Raw genomic sequence first — 15143 nt, 5'->3', positions numbered from 1 at the left:
GCCGCGTCTTTTCGGTGCAATCAGTGATGTCGAAAACTTTGCCCGCCTGCCATCTCTTTTCTCAAATCCGCACAGTGCCCTATGTTCTATTTCCTTTGCTGTGCCAGACCCGAATAATGACAACCGTATCGTTTTCACTCCGCATATAGCGAAGGACAAAAGCCCCGGCGCCAAAGGACACGACCCATTCCCGCCTGCCAGTGTCGTCTTCCATCGGACGTCCAATGTCTGGCATTGAGGTCAATATTCCCGCTCCGTCCAGAATGGACTTTGCTGCTCGGGCTGCCGCAAGAGGGCTTTTCTCGTACAAGAATACATACAGCCGCTCAACATCGGCTAATGCCTCTGGAAGCCATTTTATTTGGGGCAAGAGATCACCTTCCCCTGCGCCAGATTTTCAAGCCATTCAGCAGCTTTCTCATGGGACACCGCCTCGCCGGTTAATTGATAACGCTCCCAACGCTCCATATCCTCGCGTTTTTCGCGCTCATACTTTTCTTCGCGCTCAAGGAATGTTTCGATTGCTTTGCACATCAGCCAGTGCGGCGACCTGTCGCGGATACGAGCCAGCGCAGTAAGCCGTTGCTGTATGGTGTCGTCTAGTTTGACGCCTCTTGTCTGTGACATAACCCACTCTCCTTTTAGACAAAAAGTAATACTTATTGCAACCCATAACAACCCCACGCAAAGAAAAACTCCGCCATCTCGACTCACTCCCCCTGACTTTGGCCCACCCAGAGCTTCACTTAATTTGGCAACAAGAGGTCTGTCGATTTCCTTCCGTGACGCTCCGCCGAACTTCTTCAGATAATCGGTAATGAGTTTGCAATAATAGTCGTCATCCTGCGCTCTTGCCCTGATGTATTCAGCTTTGCGGGCAGTTACGGTTGCTAGAGAAGCGGACACAAAGAGATTTGGTTTGCGCCCTTCAATGAGGCCATCGCGTCGCAAGCGTTTAATCACATCATCAGCAAGCGGCAACTTTTTCCGGACACGGTCCAAGGCAAGAATTTCATCGAGCGGCAAGTCGGTTTTCTGAATCAGCATTCTGCTGTATGCAGGGTCCACGACGCTTCCGTATACCGTCATCTTGACTGCCGTTGGTTCGCGCAAGTCATAGTCGGGCATCGCTACGGACTGCTCCAAAGGCCACGCCCGTATGATTCATTCCCGCATGAAGCGATATATCCTCCCGCTCCCCGGATCTCGCCCCATTGCAGAAGCAACTGCTCACGATATCATCGAAGCCCTTCGCCAGATTGAGGCTAAGGGACACAAAGAAACAGCACATCCTTGATTTCCGACGTGCCGATACCCCGATGCAGCCTGCCACGCCTTTCACTGTGGCACTGAAGTTGCAGCAATTAATTGGAGAACCGACCACAACAGGCCTCCATTTGCACACGAAAACAACCATTCACCATGCAGCTGAACACTAACCCCTGCAGCAGGCTTCTTGCCATCTTTCTGGCCGTATGGCTCTTGCTTCCCGTTACAGGCAATGCCGCAGAATCCGAACAAGACGAAAACAGGGACACAGCACCCGGAAGCTACCGCACCGAACTGGCCATCGGGAGCGGCTACATGTGGGGATCGCTGAAAGAAACACACGATGGCCTCACCGCTATCCCGGCTTTCGTCAGAATCGGGTTCAACATGAACCCGCTCTTCGGCATCAAGGGGAACAGCAGTTCGCTGCAGTTTACCCTAGAACCATTCGTCAACACCATCATGGACCCGGAAACCGGCGTCGAAACGGGTTGCGGACTCGGCCTGCGATACCTGCATACCCTGAACCGCTCCATAGAGATCTATACCGAAACAGGTATTGCGCCTATGTACCTCAGCATAGACACGCTGGAGCAGGGCCATTCGGGGTTCAACTTCCTCACGCATGCAGGCGCAGGGCTCCAGTACCGCGTATCACCTGATATGGCAATCTTTACCGGCTACCGGTTCAGACATCTCTCGCACGGCAATATCGCCGACCGGGCGAACGCCGGCATCGAATCCTCAGCCATCGTGGCCGGAGTGGCATGGTACTATTGAGTACCATTCAACGTTTTTCGCCCGACAGAACGTACACTGGCAGAAGAGAAAGCCGCCGATCGAACAGCCCGGAAAATGAATGTGACCACAGATGCCGGCCTCCAGGGTCATGGTTCCCTGGATAAGCAGTGCTTCACGAAGCGGATGCCAGGTCTGAAGCGCCCCCCCCTCTGCCGGGGTGGGTGTCTGGCAGAGGATGGGTAATGGCAGTGTCCAACAACACAACAGCCTGTCCGTAACGACAGGCTGTTGTTCTTTATACCCGCTTTCATGCGGACCATCCAGCATACCCTCCCCTGCTATCCCATCTCTTCAGCCGCTGCAATGATGGCAGCGCTCAACCGCGCTATCGTGTCATCATCCATGAGGACCGGAATGTTCAGGCAGATGCTGCTGCGGAGCATTGCGCCGGTTTTCGGCCAGAGCGACTCAAGGTCTTTGTCGCTGTAACGGTCATAGGCCTTCAGAAGGTGGTCCCAGACACCGGCGAAGTGCCAGTCAAGGGCTTCGGGCAGGATTTTCGTGCCGAATCCTTTCCCCATAAGATGCGCTTCGAAGCCGAGAGCCGCCTCACGGTCGCGGACCCGGAAGATCAGGGTATCGCCCTGAGAACCATCCTCGTCGGCAAACGGACGGAGGGTGATGTTCGGGAGGTGCCGGATGGCGTCCTTGATCTGTTTCTTGTTCTCTTTGGCTTTCCGGAGGATGAAGTCGATTTTGGAAAGCTGGCCGAGACCGATGGCGGCGGTCACTTCACTCAGGCGCAGGTTGAGCCCTTTAGCCCGGCGTGGATCCTTGCCGCGCGGCAGGCCCTCGAGGTGCATGTGTCCGTGGTCGGAAAACTCTGCTGCACGGTCGTAGATGTCACGATCGTTGGTGATGATGATGCCGCCCTCTCCGGTATGCAGCGTCTTGCCTGCATCGAACGAGAACGAACCGACACGGCCAATGGTGCCGAGCTTCCTGCCTTTGTAGGTAGCCCCGAGCGCCTGTGCGGCATCCTCGACAAGCGTCAGGTTGTGACGTCGGCAGATCTCGGCAAGCTCATCCATCTTCGGCGATGCCCACATGGGAACGGCAACAACCGCCTTTGTTTTCGGGGTTATGGCCTTTTCAACCTCAAGAGGATCGAGGTGGTAGGTTTCATCAAGCTCAACGGGGACAGGAACAGCACCGAGGGCGCTGATTGCTTCGATGGGGGCGATGAAGGTCCATGCTGTCGTGATCACCTCGTCTCCCGGTCCGATGCCGGAACCGGCAAGCGCGCAGTGGATGGCCGCCGTTCCCGACGACACGGCGTGGGCGTATTTCACCCCCATCCATGCCGCGAATTTCTCCTCAAACTCCCGTGCCTTGTAATTGCCCCCGCCGTAGCGGTAGAGGTTCACCTTCTCTTTGTTGAACAGCTCCTGTATTTCAGCGAGTTCTTCGCGGCCGATCAGTTCTGCGCCAGCCATAATGGTATGTGGTTGATTGTTATGTTGATGATGTTCGATTCAGACCAGATTGCGGACCACCGCCTCAGCAGCAGCGCCGTCAAATGGAACAGGGTTGCCGGAAAACGACCCCTGCAGGGCACCCGAAGCTTCGCGGGCAAACTCAGCAGCGTTGCCGCTGCCGTAGCCGTATGGCACCAGGTTCGCAATACGGTAACGACGATAGATGGTGTCCATCTCGGCAAGAAGCTCTGCGGTGGCGTCACTCTGAGTGCTGCAGGCTCCGGTGGGGTTCAGCATTGCGTATTTATCATATCCCTGCAGATGGTTGTAGCGCATGACCTCCTTGAGGAAGATTGCGCCGGCAAGGCCGTGCGGCACCCGGTGCCGGACACCGAGGTAGTATGCAAAGCCGTTGGTCGGGCCGTCTCCGGAGTTCATGAGCGCAGCCGTACCGCAGACGCTGCCGATGGCAAGGTCGATTCTCGACTCTGCCCGGTCGAGCTGGTCCTGCACCAGAGCATAGAAGGTGCGGCGGAACCCTTCTATGGAGAAAATCCTGCTCAGCGGGGTATGCTTCACGGAACCGAAGCTGTCGACACAGTGCACCAGGCTGTCCATCGCCGAGGCGATGACGCTCTCCGTCGGCGCAGTCATGGAGAGCTGGGGGTCGATGACGCACTTTTTCGGGAAGTTCTTCCGGCTGTTGATGCCGAGCTTGCGCCCGGCGTCCTCGTCGATGAAGACGGCATTGTAGCTGACCTCCGCACCGCTGCCGAGAAGGGAGGGCACGGTGATGAGCGGAAGCGGGTCAAGGACATCGGCCGGGAACCCTTTCAGGGAAAGAGCCGGCACCTCGTTTGTCATGAGAAGGGCGATGCCCTTGCCAAGGTCCATGGTGCTGCCGCCGCCGATGGCGATGACGGAGTCAATCGCTTTCGGGCGGAAAAAACCGGCGACATCCTCAAGATGGCGGTAGGTCGGCTCACCCTTGAAGTCGTTGCAGTAGACGACGGCCCCGGGACTGGCTGCCGTGAGGTTCTTCAATACGTCCCTGAAATAGGGGGAATCGGCAATGGCGGCATCATGGATGATGCCTGGACGTGAAACCCGCAAAGATGCCAGGTGCGGATGGATCGAGAGCGCTTCATGCACCCCGATGGTGATGTCCGTGGAAAGAAAGAATTGCATGGGTTATTCGGGTTGGTGGTTAAGGGTTGACGGGCTGTGGGGCCGCAAGCCCTTTGCTCTTCAGAAAGAATTCAATTAAGGCTATTTCTTCGACGGTGTCGATCTCCCAGGTCTGCCAGAACTCCATCGGGTAGGCCGCAAGCTTTCCGCCGATGCGATTGCCGGTCTCCCTGAGAATACGGGGGCTGAATATGTAGATGGAGCCATTCTCGATGTACTGCGCCGGACGGTCCTGGCGCATGCCGCGGTTCCGCCAGTCGAAGTTGACGCTCTGCCAGCCGGTTTCTGCCTCCTCCCAGATGGTCAGGTCGTCTGCACGCGTGAGGGAAATGAGGGAATCGGCTTTCTCCGTCATGAAGCGCTCCACTGCCAGGTCGATATCATCGGGCTTCCGGAGCGGAGAGGTCGCCTGAAGAAACACCACGGCGTCGGGATCCGGGGCACCGCCGGCGGCAAGGGTGTCGAGGGTGTGGAGGATGGCGGATTCAGAGGTGGCGGTATCGCCCGACAGCTCGGGGGGGCGCCGGACCACTTCGGCCCCGTACCGAAGGGCAACATCGGCGATAGCCCCGTCATCGGTCGACACAACGACCCTCTCGACAGAATGGGCAGAGCGGGCCTGCATGATGCTCCAGGCGAGGAGAGGGCGGCCCGCCACAGGGTGGATGTTCTTACCGGGCAGGCCTTTGGAGCCACCCCTTGCCGGGATGACGGCAACAGTGTGCATGGTGTAGGGTCCGGTGTTTACTGGTCGGGATTTCCGTCGGCTACAAGACGGCAGACATCGGCTATCCTCCGGGCTGCAGAACGGTTCTGCTCCGGCGTGAGCCGTTTGAGTTCTTCGGAAGAAAGTCCGCAATGCACCTCCTTCTTGAGTGCTGAACCCACAAAGATAGTGGATGAAAACTGCGCAATCAACATCCGTGCATTGGCAATCATCTCTTCGGTCCGCCCTTCGCTGTAGACGAGGCACCCGGGAGCGTAGCGCTCTATTTCAGCGGTGGCGCGCCGGGCATATTCGTTGGGGTGCAGCTTGAAGATGAGCTGTCCTCCACCGGCCAGTTCAAGGCAGCGCTCGATATGCCGGCGCCGGTTTTCGTAGATGAAGGTCTCGCGGTTGTCGGAGGTGCAGGCGAGCACGTAGCCGTGGTGCTCGAAATCATTTTCGAGGTACCGACGGCAGTCGTCGAAGTTCGGCATGCTCGTCACCACCATCTTTGCGGGATCGACACCTTTGCGGATGAACAGGTCCCGGTACCCCTCGCTGGCAACGCAGAACCTGCTGTAGGCGCCCGACAGACCCGTTGTCGCCGTACCGGCGATCCAGCGCGGGATCCACCGGAAATTCCGGGCGAGATGAAACAGGACGGTCTCGGGCTCCGTCATCCCTTCCTGCACGAGTACGATGCGGCGTGTGCGGATGTTGCGGGGAACGATGAGATCCGTACAGGTGACGACGAGATCATAGTCGTGAAGGACGCCCCCGGCATCAATCTGCAGTTCGTTTGCCAACAGGTAGTTCACTGCCCGTTCCCTGCGGCTGTGTCCCATGATGGTGAACTCGAGGAGCCCCGCATCTGCCGCGGCCCCGAGGATGCCGTCGGAATAAAACGGGGAGAACCAGCGATCGAACTCAGGCAGCTTCTCGGCTATCTGGTGCATCTGGGTGGTCTGGTTCATCGAACCGCAGATGAAAAGCGCACGCTTCTTCATGGCTGCTCCCCCTTCACACGCGCTGGACCTTCGATACGCCCTGCATCAGAGATATGCACCCCCGAGAGAAACATCAAGAGATAGCCTGAAGAGTACCAGATCACCTCCTTGAATCGCCTGAGGAGGATGAACGCCCCGCCATATGCCATGGCGTCCGGAATGCCGATTGCCTGAAAGAATGCCAGATACCCGAGATCCTGGACGCCGAGTCCCGAAGGGATGAAAAAAAACACGGCCCGGAGCATGACGAGCGTCGTGTCGATGGCAAGTACCTGGGGAAAAGAAATTGCGACGCCGAGCAGGCGAAGGATGATGTAGCTTTCAAAGGCAAGCATTGCCCAGCCGAGAAGGTACCAGAAGGTCGCCTTAAGGAGGCGGAGGGGTGAGGAGCTGCTGAAGCTGCGCAGATGCAGGTCGGTATCCTGGAAACCCGATTCCCGCAGAAGCAGCCACGCCCTTGCCCGCTCGAACGGCACAAGCATCAGCATACGGTGCAGTGCCGTAGCGGAATTGCCGTTGAGGATCAGCAGGAGAAAGATCATGAACATGAGAAACACCCCGGTGCCGACGGCCAGCATAAGGTAGCCGAGGCCCCCGAACCCGGTAAGGTCCTGTGATACCTGCTGCAGAAGCATGAACCCCGCAAGGGCCCCGATGACCGTATAGACGCCCTGCATGGCGCCGAGCAGCAGTTTGCGCACGGCAACCGCAGCGACCGCAACCGGCGTGTCGATACCCATCTGGCGGTGGCAGAGATAGGGCCTCAGGGGCTCGCCCACCGCAACACCTGCAGGCAGGGTCATGGAAACCGTTTCTGCAATCACCTGGATCTTCATGAGCCGCCAGAACCGTATCCCTTTGGTACCGGGAGGAAAGACGTCCACCCATGCAAGCGTTTCAAAGAAATGAAGGGCAAAAAAAGGCAGGAGGATGAAGACCGAGCTGAAACCGATCGAGCTGATGAGTTCGATCGAACGCTGCAGGTCGATGGTACGGAACAGAAGAACAATGAGAGCGAGACCGGCGCCGAGGCCAACGTATCCCGTCCATTTGGAAACAGACCGCTTGCCTTTCTGCATAGGATTCAGGGAACTTGGGTTGAAACCCCGGTGCCGGCGGAACAGACCCCCGGCGCAGAGGGAGATGCAGGGCAAAATAACGGCATTACGACAGATCGGCAAGATTTTGCCGAATTTCTTTTTGAGAGCGGGCTGTTCACTGCAACACTGCAGGAACCCTTCACAGATCACAATTGTCCCCCGCCCATTTTGAATTGAAGCGAGGTATTGTTACATATTTGTTTATTGTCCCGGCCGGGAAGGGCTCCTGCAGTGCTGGACGGCCCGCTGTTATCCCCTATGGCTACCCCCGTAAGTTAACCTCATACGCTGATGGGCCTCATCAATCCCGACTTCCAGACCCTGCCGGAACTCTTTGCTTCGGTATTCAGTCACTACCGCGGCCAGCCTGCAAGGTTTCCATTTGCCCACAAGCTCCAGAGCGCCTACGAGCCCATCTCCTACGATGACTTCCATGAAGATGTCCGGCGTTTTTCGGCATATCTGAAAGAAAACGGCACGGCCGCCGGAGACCGGGTGGCCATCCTGTCGGAAAACCGCCCCGGATGGTACCTCGCCGACATGGCGGTCCTCAGCCTCGGTGCGATCGACGTACCCCTCTACCCCTCACTGCCGCCAAACCAGATAGAATACATCCTGAAGGATGCCGGTGTACGGGCCGTCATCGTCTCCAACATGCTACAGCTCGGCAAGATCCTCTCCATCTGGCAGAACCTCCCCGACCTGACGCAGCTCATCGTCATGAACCGGCTGGAAGAACCGGTCGAGGACGTCATCGACCTCAACAATGCCAAGGCTGCCGGTACGCAGCTGCTGCTTGACAAGCCCTGGATGCTTGATGGCACGAAAGTCGACCCTGACGACGTCGCCACCATCATCTACACATCCGGAACCACCGGCCTGCCCAAGGGGGTCATGCTCACACACCGCAACCTCTGCGAAAACGTCAAATCGGCCGCAGAAATCATCCGCATCGACGAAACCGACTGCAGCCTCTCCTTCCTCCCGCTCTCCCATGCCTATGAACGGACCGGGGGCTACTACCTGCTCTTTGCCTGCGGTGCATCGATCTACCTCGCCGAAAGCATCGAGACCGTGTCGCTGAACATCACCGAGGCACGCCCCACGATCATATTCACCGTTCCGAGGCTGTTCGACCGGATCAGGACGAACATGCAGAAGCAGATCTCAACGGAAAGCCCCCTGAAGCAGAAAATCTTCAACTGGGCGGTCTCGAGGGGAGAACACTACCACCGCAGCATTGAGAAAAAAGGCAGTGCCTCACCCCTCCTCACCCTGCAGCATGCGGTGGCTGGAAAACTGGTCTACCAGAAGGTCAAGAAACGATTCGGCGGCCGGCTGCGCTACTTCGTGTCCGGCGGCGCTGCCCTGCCGCAGAAAACCGGCGAGTTCTTCCAGGCTCTCGGCATCACGATCCTCGAAGGGTTCGGCCTGACCGAGACCTCGCCCATCACCAATGTCAACCGGCCCGAAAAGGTGAAATTCGGCACCGTGGGGCCGACAGTGGCCAACGTCGAGATGAAGATCGCCGAAGACGGAGAGGTCCTGTTCAGGGGGCCCAACATCATGAAGGGATACTGGCAGGACCGTGAGGCGACCGCGGAGGTGATTCGGGACGGATGGTTCCACAGCGGTGACATCGGAGAAATCGACGGTGACGGCTACCTCAAGATCACCGACCGGAAAAAGCACATCATCGTCACCTCCGGAGGCAAGAACATCGCCCCGATGCCGATCGAAAACCTGATTGCCGAAAATCCTTATGTAGACCAGGTGATGGTGGTCGGCGAAAAACGCCCGTTCCTCATTGCCCTCATCGTCCCCGATTTCCAGAAACTCAGGGAATTCGCAGCATCGGCAGGCATCACGGCTCCGGACGATGCCGGGCTCTGTGCACACAAGGAGATCGTACAGATCTATGAAAAACTCCTGCGCAGCATCTCCCGCCAGCTCGCCACCCACGAAAAGGTGCGTCGCTTCATTCTGGCAAAAGAGCCCTTCACCATAGAAAACGGCCTGATGACGCCGACCCTGAAGGTGAAGCGCAAAACCATACTCGAACTGTATGAAAAAGAGATCGACGCCATCTACAAGGAACTGAACATGGTCTACAACACCGAGTAGGCCGGCATTGGGGCCGGGGGAAAGATATCCTTCCCCCGGCACTCACTCACGTATCCGCAACAGCACTCCCCCTGCAGCACCCCCCCCGACGAATTCAACCATATTATCCCGCAAAAGGTCATCGACAACCGAGCTGATTCCCCCGGGGCACTCCCGGTACTTCGACTCCAGCACCTCAAGCGGCACCGCTTCCTCACGCAGGAGTTCCTGCAGCACCCTGCCCCTGTACCACCTCCGCGACCCCTCGAACTTTGACTGGCGTGAACGGGCCCGGATGCCGGTTCGCTTTGAGGTAAGCTGAAGGGCACCGTAGTCCATCAGCGCGTTATGCCAGTCGCGGCTCCGGCCTTCCGGCAGTACAAGATCGGCGAACGCCTGCAGCACCCGCTGCGGGCTCTCTTCGGGAAGGGAGAACTCATGGATGAGGATCCTGCGGATATTGGTATCGACAGCCGCAACGTTAAGATTATCGGCAAAGGCGGGAATGGAGCGGCAGCTGTACTCCCCGATTCCCGGAAGGGCTTTCAGCTCCCGGGGAGTGGCGGGGAGCTCGCCCTGATACATCGCGACCACCAGCCGGGCGCACTCCTGGAGACGTAGCGCCCGGGAATTGTACCCTAACCCGCTCCAGAGCTCAAGCACATCGCGGAGCGGAGCCACAGCGAGGGTCCCGGGGTCAGGAAAACGCCGCATCCACTCCAGGTACTTCGGCACCACCCGTTCCGCCTGGGTCTGCTGCAGCATCACCTCACTCACCATCACAGCGTACCTGGACAGGGCGCTGCGCCAGGGAAACGAGCGCCGATGGAGCTGGTAGAACGAAAAGATGTGCTCCTGAAAGAGGCGGACCTGCTCCTTACAGGGCAATGATGGTGCAGAAGTGGAGATGGTGAGGTTCACAGTGTGACGAAGCACTCCGCCGCAATCCCCTTCCCGGTGCGGCAGAGGGTTGCGGCATCATGAAAGGGGTCGTGCCCGAAACAGAGCGTCCATCCTCCCTCAACGGCTTCTTCAAGCAGTGCCTCCTTTTCCTCGAGAACGACAAGAGGATGGATATCGTAGCCGGTCACCCACGGAAGGGGGATATGTGCGGCAGAGGGTACAAGGTCTGCACAGTGCACCAGCGTGCCCTCACTTCCAGAAACCTTCACAAGCTGCTGGCCCCGGGTATGGCCATGTGAGGGAATGAGGCTGATGCCCTCAAAAAGCTCCTGAGCACCATCGAGGAGATTGATTCTGCAGTGCTGCTGGAACGCATCGACGAAACGCGGCTCATAGCTGGCCCGTTCCTTGCGGTTCGGGTTCCGTGCGGTGCGGAGGTTTTCCTCCTGGATATGGAACCGGGCATCTGGAAAGAGAGGAACCAGATTCTCACCACAGGAACGAAAAGCCCCGGCGATGTGGTCGAAATGCAGATGGGTAAGAATGACATCGGTGATGTCGGTACGGGAGAGCCCCGTACGAGCCAGCTCCTCATCAAGCAGGAAGGGCGAAACAGCATAGATGGAGCGAAGCTTTTCAGGCCAGGCGCTGCCCATGCCGGTATCGACAAGGATGTTGCGGCCGGGTCCGGAAATGAGGAGCAGTGCAGCGGACAGCCGGACGCGGTTCAATGCATCGGCCGGTGCAGCCTGTTCCCAGAATGACTTCGGGACAACGCCGAACATAGCTCCCCCGTCAAGAGAAAACTGCTGGACACGGAGGGCTGTAAGCGTGTAGGGACCGATCTTCATGAAAAAACGGCTCAGTGGGAGTAGACGTCAGATCACTGGCATCAATAGAAATGGGGCATCGAAGTCCGGCAGGACAGAGTGCCCTGCCGGAACGTCAACAGAATCAGGCCTGTTCGGAGACCTTGCGCTCCTTGACCTTCAGCGCGGCCTTGCCGGTACGCTTGCGGAGGTAGAACAGCTTGGAACGACGGGCCTTGCCGTGCTTGAGAACGGTCACGCTTTCAATATTGGGCGAGTTGACCGGGATGATCCTCTCGACACCGACGCCGTGCGAAATCTTGCGGACGGTGATGGTCTTGGACGCACCGGCACCCCTGTCGCTGATGACGACGCCTTCGAACGCCTGAAGACGCTCTTTTTCGCCTTCGATGACACGCAGCTGGATCCTGACGGTATCACCGGGATTGAGGGCGGGGCATTCGACGCCGGGCTGGGTTGCTTCGACTAACTGAATTAACTGGTCCATTTCGACTACTGTTTGTTATTTAAGTTGCACTGTAAAATCATTCAACATCCTCGCCGAGAAGGTCGGGCCGCAGACGGCGCGTCCTCTCCAGCGCATTTTCCTGCCTCCACTGCTCTATCTTGGCATGATGGCCCGAAAGCAGTACTTCCGGAACCTTCATCCCCCTGAATTCCGGGGGCCTGGTATAATACGCACAGTCAAGCATCCCGGTCTGGAAGGAATCAGTCAGTGCCGATTCGCTGTCTCCAAGTACCCCGGGAACCACGCGCAACAGGGCATCCATCATGAGGAGGGAGGGAATCTCCCCGCCTGAAAGAACCACGTCTCCGATGGAGTACTCCATGGTGACCAGCGACTGACGAACCCGTTCGTCAAGGGCCTTGTAGTGGCCGCAGAGGAACATCAGGTTCTTCATCCTCGAGAGCCGGTTGGCATCACCCTGAAGGAACGGCCGGGCGTCGGGGGTCGGAAAGATCACCGCGTCGTAGCATCGTTCACTCTGGAGCTTTTCCACACAGGCAAAAACCGGTTCCGGCCTGAGCACCATTCCGGCGCCGCCGCCGAAGGGCGAGTCATCAACCTGGCGGTACCGGCCGAGACCGTAATCGTGCAGGTTGTGCACGACAATATCGGCATATCCTTTTTTCCGGGCAATGGCCAGCAGCCCGTTGTCGAGCACTGAGTCAAAAAAACCCGGTATGACGGATAGCACATCGATCCTGATTCCATCCATCATCTTTCCATCATCTCTCGATCAATGACGTTTACTCCCGTTCATTGCCGTTCATTGCCCGGATCAAACCGGTTCAGAGAAACTCATCAAATCGGGGCACGTGAATATAGCGACCTTCAAGGCTGATTTCCTCAACAAATTCTTCAATGGCCGGCACCAGCACCGATCGTCCGCCTGAAATGATCTCGTAAACCTCATGGGCGGGCATCGAAAGCACCTCTTTGAGGACACCGACCTCCTTTCTGCCTGCTCCGAGTACCTTCATGCCCTCGAGTTCATGCAGCCAGGCGCGGTCATCCTTGCGGGGCTCCGCTTCCGAAGCTTCAATAAACAGCTGCCGGCCGGCAAGAGCCTCGGCTTTTTCGCGACTGTCTACTCCCTCAAGGAACAGCCAGGCAAAACCACCGGCGAGCGAAGCGTGCTTGACCGCAAGGGGGACGGCATCCCCGGGGGAGCCGCCCACCCAATACGATTTCCGGGAAAGAAACTTCTCGGGATAGTCGGTCACAGGCTTCACCTTGACTTCGCCCTTCAACCCTCTCGGCTTGAGAACGATACCGGTGAGCCAGAGTTCCATCACGGTCAGCGAAGGGGGGAGCCGATCAGGCTTCCCCGCCCTCTTCCTTCTCTTCTGCCTTTACCTCGGGAGCCGGCTCAGCTGCAGCCACAGGGGCTTCAGGAACTGCTTCGACGGCTGCCTCGACCTGGACCTCGGGAGCAATGACGACCTCAACCTCAGCGACTGGAGCTTCAGCCACGGGTGCGGCGGCAACAGGTGCTGCAACCTCTTCAGCCACGGCCGGCTTTGCAGCGGCCTCTTTCTTCAGCTGGCGGCGTCGCGATTTGACGTTGAGCCTTTTCTGACGCCTTTCAGCCTGCTTCTCCTGCCACTTTTCCATTTCCTCAGCAACCTCTGCCTCGCTGCGGCCGAGCTTCTTGAGCCTCAGCTCATAGAGAAGGCCGGTCTTCTGGATAAGGCTGCGGACGGTTGATGTCGGCTGTGCGCCGGTCTGCATCCAGTAGGCCACACGCTCACGGTCGAGGGTAACGACATGGGGCTTGGCGGTAGGCTGGTAGTGCCCGACTACCTCAAGAAACTTGCCGTCCCTCGGTGCGCGTGCATCAGCCGCTACAATCTGGTATACCGGCAGTTTTTTTCTTCCCGCTCTTCTCAGTCTGATCTTTACCAAAGCTAGTATTGATTTAATGTTATGTTAAGAAAGTACTGCTGTCTATCGTTTTAAAAACTTGTCAAGCGCCAGGTTCTGGGAAGTGATCTTCCTTCCCGACTGCGTCATTTTCGACACCGAGCGCATCATCTTCTTCATCTCCGCGAACTGCTTGAGGAGCATGTTCACCTCCTGCACGCGCGTTCCGCTTCCAAGGGCAATACGCTGGCGGCGACTGCCGTTGATGATTTCCGGCGAAGCCTTCTCGGCTTTCGTCATGGAGTTGATGATGGCCTCGATCGGCTTGAAGTCCAGGTTTTCGAGATCCTGCTTCGGCACCATCTTGTTCAGGCCCGGCACCATCTCTATGAGTCCCTGTATGGACCCCATTTTTTTGAGCTGCTGGAGCTGGTCGAGGAAGTCGTTCAGATCGAACTCGTTCTTCATCAGCTTCTTCTGCATCTGGATCGTTTTCTCCAGATCCAGATTCTCCTGCGCTTTTTCGACGAAGCTGACGATGTCGCCCATTCCCAGTATCCTCTGGGCCATGCGGTCCGGATAGAACTGGTCGAGGTCGTCCATCTTCTCGCCGACACTCATGAACTTGATGGGCTTTTCAACAACCTGCCGGATCGACAGGGCCGCACCGCCCCGTGAATCGCCGTCAAGCTTGGTCAGCACCACACCGTCGAAGTCAAGGCGGTCATTGAACGCCTTGGCGGTATTGACCGCCTCCTGGCCCATCATCGAGTCGACGACGAACAGGAGTTCCTCGGGCTTCATCAGGTTTTTCAGGGCCTCGGCCTCAGCCATCATCCTGTCGTCGATCTGCAGGCGGCCGGCAGTATCGAGGATCAGCACGTCATGCGCTCCCCTTCTGGCGGCCTCCAGGCCCTCGCGGGCCACTTTCATGGCATCCTGTTCATCCAGGGAGAACACGGGAACACCGACTTCCAGACCGAGAGTCTTCAGCTGCTCGACGGCTGCAGGACGATAGACGTCGGCGGCAACCATCATCGGGTTCTTTCCACCCTTTTTCAGGCGTTTGGCGAGCTTCGCGCAGAACGTGGTCTTTCCCGAACCCTGCAGACCGGCAACCATGACGACCGCGGGCAGGTTCTTCGTGGAAAGGTTGAGCGGCTTCTGCTCCCCGCCCATGAGCTCGGTCAACTCGTCGCTGACGATCTTCACGATCATCTGTGCCGGCGAAACGCTCTTGACGACATCTTCGCCGAGAGACTTCAGGCGGATGTCCTCGACCAGTTTCTTGACAACCTTGTAGTTGACATCGGCGCCAAGGAGAGCGCGTTTGATATCGCGCATGGCGATACCGATGTTGATCTCATTGATGGTCGCCTGGCCGGCTAGCTTCCTGAAAGCGCCTTCCAGCGTGTCGCTTAAACTCTCAAACATCAGTGTCCGGTTTCTT

At 57.8% G+C, this 15143-nt stretch carries 15 protein-coding genes and 2 pseudogenes; 3 read left to right on the top strand and 14 right to left on the bottom strand.

Annotated elements, in window-relative coordinates; genetic code table 11:
• Positions 1–79: 79 nt before the first annotated feature.
• Both PLUT_RS11480 and PLUT_RS12165 read right to left on the bottom strand, forming a co-directional pair.
• Positions 80–310: a type II toxin-antitoxin system RelE/ParE family toxin gene (locus PLUT_RS11480; protein ID WP_238974639.1), complete on the bottom strand. Its 231-nt coding sequence runs from the start codon at positions 308–310 to the stop codon at positions 80–82.
• 425 nt (positions 311–735) lie between these two features.
• A pseudogene (locus PLUT_RS12165) lies at positions 736–1128 on the bottom strand (transcriptional regulator); the annotation flags it as partial.
• On the opposite strand from PLUT_RS12165, the gene PLUT_RS12160 reads away from it, so the two are divergent.
• Together PLUT_RS12160 and PLUT_RS05115 are read left to right on the top strand one after the other, a co-directional pair.
• The gene (locus PLUT_RS12160) at positions 1127–1297 is read left to right on the top strand and encodes a phage integrase central domain-containing protein (RefSeq protein WP_420825879.1); all 171 of its coding nucleotides are present in this window, start codon (positions 1127–1129) and stop codon (positions 1295–1297) included. The pseudogene PLUT_RS12165 and the gene PLUT_RS12160 sit on opposite strands and share 2 nt — an antisense overlap.
• A gap of 125 nt (positions 1298–1422) precedes the next feature.
• Positions 1423–2049 carry an acyloxyacyl hydrolase gene (locus PLUT_RS05115; RefSeq protein ID WP_011357714.1) on the top strand — a complete coding sequence of 209 codons (627 nt, stop codon included), beginning with the start codon at positions 1423–1425 and terminating at the stop codon, positions 2047–2049.
• Between the two features lie 299 nt (positions 2050–2348).
• Here PLUT_RS05115 and PLUT_RS05110 read toward each other — a convergent pair whose 3' ends face one another.
• Genes PLUT_RS05110 through PLUT_RS05090 form a run of 5 tightly spaced genes read right to left on the bottom strand, consistent with a single transcriptional unit; the run spans position 2349 to position 7468 of the window.
• Positions 2349–3506: a DegT/DnrJ/EryC1/StrS family aminotransferase gene (locus PLUT_RS05110; protein WP_011357713.1), complete on the bottom strand. Its 1158-nt coding sequence runs from the start codon at positions 3504–3506 to the stop codon at positions 2349–2351.
• Positions 3507–3545: 39 nt separating this feature from the next.
• Positions 3546–4676, bottom strand: coding sequence for an iron-containing alcohol dehydrogenase (locus PLUT_RS05105; RefSeq protein WP_011357712.1), 1131 nt, complete (start codon positions 4674–4676; stop codon positions 3546–3548).
• A 19-nt stretch (positions 4677–4695) separates the two neighbouring features.
• Positions 4696–5403: a cytidylyltransferase domain-containing protein gene (locus PLUT_RS05100; protein ID WP_011357711.1), complete on the bottom strand. Its 708-nt coding sequence runs from the start codon at positions 5401–5403 to the stop codon at positions 4696–4698.
• Between the two features lie 17 nt (positions 5404–5420).
• Entirely contained in the window at positions 5421–6389 is a 969-nt protein-coding gene (locus PLUT_RS05095) for a hypothetical protein (protein WP_011357710.1), read from the bottom strand.
• Complete coding sequence (locus tag PLUT_RS05090) at positions 6386–7468, bottom strand: lysylphosphatidylglycerol synthase transmembrane domain-containing protein (RefSeq protein WP_011357709.1); 1083 nt, start codon at positions 7466–7468, stop codon at positions 6386–6388. The genes PLUT_RS05095 and PLUT_RS05090 overlap by 4 nt, the downstream gene beginning before the upstream one ends.
• Before the next feature lie 312 nt (positions 7469–7780).
• Between PLUT_RS05090 and PLUT_RS05085 the strand changes: the two genes are divergently transcribed.
• Complete coding sequence (locus PLUT_RS05085; RefSeq protein ID WP_011357708.1) at positions 7781–9613, top strand: AMP-dependent synthetase/ligase; 1833 nt, start codon at positions 7781–7783, stop codon at positions 9611–9613.
• A gap of 42 nt (positions 9614–9655) precedes the next feature.
• On the opposite strand, the gene PLUT_RS05080 is transcribed toward PLUT_RS05085, so the two are convergent.
• The 7 genes and pseudogenes from PLUT_RS05080 to ffh form a co-directional block, all read right to left on the bottom strand.
• On the bottom strand, positions 9656–10513 hold the full coding sequence (locus tag PLUT_RS05080) for an iron-sulfur cluster assembly protein HesB (protein WP_011357707.1): 858 nt from the start codon (positions 10511–10513) through the stop codon (positions 9656–9658).
• The gene (locus PLUT_RS05075) at positions 10510–11346 is read right to left on the bottom strand and encodes an MBL fold metallo-hydrolase (protein WP_011357706.1); all 837 of its coding nucleotides are present in this window, start codon (positions 11344–11346) and stop codon (positions 10510–10512) included. The genes PLUT_RS05080 and PLUT_RS05075 overlap by 4 nt, the downstream gene beginning before the upstream one ends.
• 103 nt (positions 11347–11449) lie before the next feature.
• Positions 11450–11812 carry a 50S ribosomal protein L19 gene (gene rplS / locus PLUT_RS05070; protein ID WP_011357705.1) on the bottom strand — a complete coding sequence of 121 codons (363 nt, stop codon included), beginning with the start codon at positions 11810–11812 and terminating at the stop codon, positions 11450–11452.
• Positions 11813–11849: 37 nt separating this feature from the next.
• On the bottom strand, positions 11850–12548 hold the full coding sequence (gene trmD, locus PLUT_RS05065; protein ID WP_011357704.1) for a tRNA (guanosine(37)-N1)-methyltransferase TrmD: 699 nt from the start codon (positions 12546–12548) through the stop codon (positions 11850–11852).
• Between the two features lie 70 nt (positions 12549–12618).
• Complete coding sequence (gene rimM / locus PLUT_RS05060; RefSeq protein WP_011357703.1) at positions 12619–13122, bottom strand: ribosome maturation factor RimM; 504 nt, start codon at positions 13120–13122, stop codon at positions 12619–12621.
• A gap of 229 nt (positions 13123–13351) precedes the next feature.
• Positions 13352–13735 (bottom strand): annotated as a pseudogene (gene rpsP / locus PLUT_RS05055) (30S ribosomal protein S16); the annotation flags it as partial.
• A 42-nt stretch (positions 13736–13777) separates the two neighbouring features.
• Complete coding sequence (ffh, locus tag PLUT_RS05050; protein ID WP_011357701.1) at positions 13778–15127, bottom strand: signal recognition particle protein; 1350 nt, start codon at positions 15125–15127, stop codon at positions 13778–13780.
• Positions 15128–15143 lie beyond the last annotated feature (16 nt).

The sequence above is a fragment of the Pelodictyon luteolum DSM 273 genome, from assembly GCF_000012485.1.
GTDB classification, from domain to species: Bacteria; Bacteroidota; Chlorobiia; order Chlorobiales; family Chlorobiaceae; genus Chlorobium; species Chlorobium luteolum.
Note: the sequence above shows the minus strand (reverse complement) of the source record. Positions and strands in the feature narration are given on the sequence as shown.

Coding starts and splice junctions, on each gene's coding strand:
- PLUT_RS05115 (WP_011357714.1), top strand. CDS start 1,423: ATGCAGCTGAACACTAACCCCTGCAGCAGGCTTCTTGCCATCTTTCTG.
- PLUT_RS05110 (WP_011357713.1), bottom strand. CDS start 3,506: ATGGCTGGCGCAGAACTGATCGGCCGCGAAGAACTCGCTGAAATACAG.
- PLUT_RS05105 (WP_011357712.1), bottom strand. CDS start 4,676: ATGCAATTCTTTCTTTCCACGGACATCACCATCGGGGTGCATGAAGCG.
- PLUT_RS05100 (WP_011357711.1), bottom strand. CDS start 5,403: ATGCACACTGTTGCCGTCATCCCGGCAAGGGGTGGCTCCAAAGGCCTG.
- PLUT_RS05095 (WP_011357710.1), bottom strand. CDS start 6,389: ATGAAGAAGCGTGCGCTTTTCATCTGCGGTTCGATGAACCAGACCACC.
- PLUT_RS05090 (WP_011357709.1), bottom strand. CDS start 7,468: ATGCAGAAAGGCAAGCGGTCTGTTTCCAAATGGACGGGATACGTTGGC.
- PLUT_RS05085 (WP_011357708.1), top strand. CDS start 7,781: ATGGGCCTCATCAATCCCGACTTCCAGACCCTGCCGGAACTCTTTGCT.
- PLUT_RS05075 (WP_011357706.1), bottom strand. CDS start 11,346: ATGAAGATCGGTCCCTACACGCTTACAGCCCTCCGTGTCCAGCAGTTT.
- rplS (WP_011357705.1), bottom strand. CDS start 11,812: ATGGACCAGTTAATTCAGTTAGTCGAAGCAACCCAGCCCGGCGTCGAA.
- trmD (WP_011357704.1), bottom strand. CDS start 12,548: ATGATGGATGGAATCAGGATCGATGTGCTATCCGTCATACCGGGTTTT.
- rimM (WP_011357703.1), bottom strand. CDS start 13,122: ATGGAACTCTGGCTCACCGGTATCGTTCTCAAGCCGAGAGGGTTGAAG.
- ffh (WP_011357701.1), bottom strand. CDS start 15,127: ATGTTTGAGAGTTTAAGCGACACGCTGGAAGGCGCTTTCAGGAAGCTA.